This window comes from Streptomyces sp. NPDC059917, assembly GCF_042730635.1.
Lineage (GTDB): Bacteria > Actinomycetota > Actinomycetes > Streptomycetales > Streptomycetaceae > Streptomyces.
The window spans coordinates 1-4,688 of record NZ_JBHWLC010000172.1 but is presented as its reverse complement, the minus strand read 5'-3'; the positions used below and the strand labels follow the sequence as shown (position 1 = coordinate 4,688).

Below are 4,688 nucleotides of genomic sequence, written 5' to 3'. Positions count from 1 at the left end.
CAGCCCGAAGGCCGCCCGCCCCTTCCCGTGTTCCCGCGGCCCCTCGGGCCTACGGGTTGCGCGCCGCCTTCGCGGCCTTCGCCGCCGCCTTGCGCTCCTTCTCGGCGGCCTCCTCGGCCTCCCACTCCGCCAGCACGTTGATCGGCGGCGGCGCCTTCGCCAGGAAGAGCCAGGTGAAGTAGACGGCCAGCACCATCGGCGGCAGCTTGAGCGCGATCAGCACCCAGCCCAGCTGCGTCTCGTCACCCCAGAAGTACAGCGGGAAGAGGATCGCGTACTTGGCGAGGAAGATCAGGCCCCAGGCCAGACTCGCCTTGGTGTACGCCTTCTTGCGCCCCGGGTTGCGGGTGCGCCAGGACAGGTTCTCCTTGAAGACCGGCCCGAGCATCACCCCGAGCAACGGGAAGCCCACGAGCGCGGAGAGCGTGAAGGCCACGCCCAGCCCGGCGCCGTAGATCATCCCGGGCAGGTAGAAGCCCTTGGCGGTGCCGGTGAACAGGGCGAAGGCCACGCCGACGCCCACGCCGAAGACGCCGCTGAAGGCGTGCTTGACGGTGTCCTTGCGGGCGAGCCGCACGATGACCAGCAGGACCGCGACCGCGCCCGCCGCGATGGCGGACATCGTCACGTTCTTGTTGATCGTGTAGATCATGACGAAGAGCAGGCCCGGGAGCATGGTCTCGACCGTGCCCCGGATGCCGCCGAAGGCGTCGAAGAGGGCCGCCTGGGTCACGGCCTTCTGGTCCTCGGTCGGCTGCGCGTCCGGCAGCTGCGCGTCGGGCACCCTGGCGTGGCGCGCCCGCGCCTCCTGCGACGGGCCCGTCGGCTGATGGGTCGGTTTGTCGAATGACGTCACCGGCTAGTGCTCCTGTCCGAGCGGTCGGAGTTCGTACTTCGGGTTGAAGAGGACCCGGCGCCCATGGCTCATGGAGATCCGCCCGGAGGCGATCATGCGCCTGCCCGGTTCGATACCCACGATCGAGCGACGGCCGAGCCAGACGACGTCCAGCGCGGCGGAGCCGTCGAACAGCTCCGCCTCCAGCGCCGGCACGCCCGCCCTCGGCCGCAGCGTGACCGTGCGCAGCGTACCGGTGACCTTGACTATCTGGCGGTCGTGGCAGTCGCAGATCCGCGTGCACCCCGCGGCTTCTGCGTCCTCTTGCAGCTCCGCCGAATGCAGCTCCTCCTGGGAGGTGGAAAGCCGCTCTATCATCCGGCGGAACCGGCCCCCCGGCCTGGCCGGTTTCGCGGGCTTCTCGGGACGCGGTTCAGCACTCATACAGGAAGCGTACCGGCGCGTCGGCTACCTCTCGAAGCGGTATCCCATGCCCGGTTCGGTGATGAAGTGCCGCGGGTGCGAGGGGTCGGCCTCCAGCTTGCGGCGCAGCTGCGCCATGTAGACCCGCAGGTAGTTGGTCTCGGTGCCGTACGAGGGCCCCCAGACCTCCTGGAGCAGCTGCTTCTGGCTGACCAGCTTGCCCCCGTTGCGGACCAGGACCTCCAGCAGGTGCCACTCGGTGGGGGTCAGGCGTACGTCGCGCCCCTCGCGCACCGCCTTCTTCGCGGCCAGGTCCACGGTGAACCCCTCGGTCCGCACGACCACCTCGTCCTCGCCCGCGCCGGCGCCGGGTTCGGCCCGGCGGACGGCGGCGCGCAGCCGGGCGAGCAGCTCGTCCATGCCGAAGGGCTTGGTGACGTAGTCGTCGGCGCCCGCGTCCAGCGCCTCGACCTTCTCGTCGGAGCTGTGGCGGGCGGAGAGCACCAGGATGGGCACCCGGGTCCAGCCGCGCAGCCCGCGGATCACCTCGACCCCGTCCATGTCGGGCAGGCCCAGGTCGAGCACGACCACGTCGGGGTGGCGGGCCGCGGCCAGCTCCAGGGCCTGGGCCCCGTCGGCGGCGGCGTCGACCTCGTACTTGCGCGCCTTGAGGTTGATCACGAGGGCTCGGACGATCTGCGGCTCGTCGTCCACCACGAGCACCCGGGTCATTGGGGTCCTGCCTTCTGTCGCACGGTTGTCGGTGTGAGCATGCTGTCCCCGGCGGCGGCCGATCGGTCCCGGCCGCCGGCGGCGCGCAGGGTGAGCACCATCGTCAGTCCCCCGCCGGGGGTGTCCTCGGCCGCCAGGGTGCCGCCCATGGCTTCGGCGAAACCGCGGGCCACGGCGAGGCCGAGGCCGACCCCGGCGCCCCGCGGGGCGTCCCCGTGGCGCTGGAAGGGCGCGAAGATCTTGTCCTTGGCCTCGTCGGGCACGCCGGGTCCCCGGTCCACCACGCGGACCTCGACCCGGTCACCGAGGAAACTCGCGGCGACGGTCACCGGTTCCCCTCCCGGGCTGTACTTCACGGCGTTCTCGACCACGTTGGCCACGGCCCGCTCCAGCAGTCCCGGATCCACCGCGACCATCGGCAGCGACTCCGGCACGTCGAGCACCACGCTGTCCTCCGGTACGCCGCCCAGCGCCATCGGGACCACCTCGTCGAGGTCGATCTCCCGGATCAGCGGGGTGACCGTGCCGGTCTGCAGCCGGGACATGTCGAGCAGGTTGCCCACGAGGTGGTCCAACCGGTCGGCGCCCTCCTCGATCCCCGCCAGCAGCTCGGCGCTGTCCTCCTCGGACCATTCCACGTCGTCGGAGCGCAGCGAGCTCACGGAGGCCTTGATCGAGGCCAGCGGGGTGCGCAGGTCGTGGCTGACGGCGGCGAGCAGCGCGGTGCGGATCCGGTTGCCCTCGGCCATCCGGCGGGCGTCCTCGGCCTCGCCGACCAGGCGCTGGCGGTCCAGTACGACGGCGGCCTGCGCGGCGAAGGCGCCCAGTACCCGGCGGTCCTCCGCGGGCAGCACGCGCCCGCTCAGGGCCAGCGCCATGTGGTCGCCGATGGGCATGTCCACATCGGCGTCCTCGGGGCGGGCCACCGGATCGGGGCCGACGCTGCCGGCGGAGGTCCAGGGTTCCACGTCGGCCGTGCGTTCCAGCAGGGCCACCGACTCCATGGCGAAGGTCTCCCGGACCCGCTCCAGCAGGGCGTCGAGGGTGGTCTCGCCGCGCAGGACGCTGCCCGCGAGGAAGGAGAGGATCTCGGACTCGGCCCGCAGCCGGGCCGCCTGGTGGGTGCGCCGGGCGGCCAGGTCGACCACGGAGGCCACGGACACGGCCACCCCGAAGAAGACGGCGATGGCCACGATGTTCTTGGGGTCGGAGACGGTGAAGCGGTGGACCGGCGGGGCGAAGTAGAAGTTGAGCAGCAGGGAGCCGAGGGCCGCCGAGGCGAGCGCCGGCCAGAGCCCGCCGAGCAGCGCGGCCCCGACCGTCAGCGAGAGGAAGAGCAGCATCTCGTTGGCGATGCCGGGGTCGGAGTCGACGTGCGTGAGGACCAGGGCGAGCAGTCCGGGCAGCGGTACGCCGACCAGCCAGCCGGCCACGATCCTGCGCCGGCCGAGCCGGGCGGCGGAGCGCACGACGGGCAGCCCGCGCCCCTTGGCCACCCCTTCGTGGGTGACGATGTGGACGTCGAGGTCGGGTCCGGAGTCGCGGGCCACGGTGGCGCCGACGCCGGGACCGAAGACGTACTGCCAGGCCTTGCGGCGGCTGGAGCCGAGGACGATCTGCGTGGCGTTGACCCCCCGGGCGAATTCCAGCAGGGCGTCGGGGATGTTGTCGCCGATCACATGGTGAAACGTTCCGCCAAGGTCCTCGACCAGGGTCCGCTGGACCGCCAGCTCCTTGGGCGAGGCCGCGGTCAGCCCGTCGCTGCGGGCGATGTAGACGGCCATGATCTCGCTGCCGGAGCCCTTGGCCGCCATCCGGGCCGCACGGCGGATCAGCGTGCGCCCCTCCGGGCCGCCGGTCAGGCCGACGACGATCCGCTCGCGCGCCTGCCAGGTGGAGCGGATGCCGTGCTCGCCCCGGTACTCGTTGAGGTACTCGTCGACCCGGTCCGCGACCCACAGCAGGGCCAGCTCGCGCAGGGCGGTGAGGTTGCCGGGCCGGAAGTAGTTGGACAGGGCCGCGTCGACCTTGTCGGGCTGGTAGACGTTGCCGTGCGCCATGCGGCGGCGCAGCGCCTGCGGGGACATGTCGACCAGTTCGATCTGGTCGGCCCGCCGCACCACCTCGTCGGGGACGGTCTCCCGCTGACGGACCCCCGTGATCGCCTCGACCACGTCGCCCAGGGACTCCAGGTGCTGGATGTTCACCGTGGAGATCACGTCGATGCCCGCCTTGAGCAGCTCCTCGACGTCCTGCCAGCGCTTGGCGTTGCGCGAGCCCGGCACGTTCGTGTGCGCCAGCTCGTCCACCAGGGCTATCGCGGGCCTGCGGGCGAGGAGCGCGTCCACGTCCATCTCGGTGAAGGCGGCCCCGCGGTACGTCGCCTCGCGGCGCGGCGTCTGCTCCAGGCCGTGCAGCATCACCTCGGTGCGCGGGCGCCCGTGGTGCTCGACGAAGCCCACCACGCAGTCCGTGCCCCGCTCCACCCGGCGGTGGCCCTCGGACAGCATGGCGTAGGTCTTGCCCACGCCGGGCGCCGCGCCGAGGTAGATCCGTAGTTTGCCGCGTCCCATGCGCTCATTCTCCGGGACGAGTCGACCGAATACGCGCGGATGAACCCCCGTACGGCCATCCCTGACGGATCTCTGACGCGTGTCGGCCGCCGGCGGGAACGGCCGTGGGCCGCACCCCGCGAGGG

4 protein-coding genes are annotated in these 4,688 nt (G+C 72.0%); all 4 read right to left on the bottom strand.

From position 1 onward, the window contains the following. Positions 1-49: 49 nt before the first annotated feature. Genes ACFWAR_RS39175 through ACFWAR_RS39160 form a run of 4 tightly spaced genes read right to left on the bottom strand, consistent with a single transcriptional unit; the run spans position 50 to position 4,563 of the window. The gene (locus tag ACFWAR_RS39175; protein ID WP_385788444.1) at positions 50-856 is read right to left on the bottom strand and encodes a DUF3159 domain-containing protein; all 807 of its coding nucleotides are present in this window, start codon (positions 854-856) and stop codon (positions 50-52) included. 3 nt (positions 857-859) lie between these two features. Further along, positions 860-1,279 carry an OB-fold nucleic acid binding domain-containing protein gene (locus tag ACFWAR_RS39170; RefSeq protein WP_330333123.1) on the bottom strand — a complete coding sequence of 140 codons (420 nt, stop codon included), beginning with the start codon at positions 1,277-1,279 and terminating at the stop codon, positions 860-862. Between the two features lie 24 nt (positions 1,280-1,303). Beyond that, positions 1,304-1,990 carry a response regulator gene (locus ACFWAR_RS39165; protein ID WP_354384621.1) on the bottom strand — a complete coding sequence of 229 codons (687 nt, stop codon included), beginning with the start codon at positions 1,988-1,990 and terminating at the stop codon, positions 1,304-1,306. Beyond that, complete coding sequence (locus ACFWAR_RS39160) at positions 1,987-4,563, bottom strand: ATP-binding protein (protein ID WP_385788440.1); 2,577 nt, start codon at positions 4,561-4,563, stop codon at positions 1,987-1,989. Before ACFWAR_RS39160 ends, ACFWAR_RS39165 begins: the two co-directional genes overlap by 4 nt. Positions 4,564-4,688: the final 125 nt, after the last annotated feature.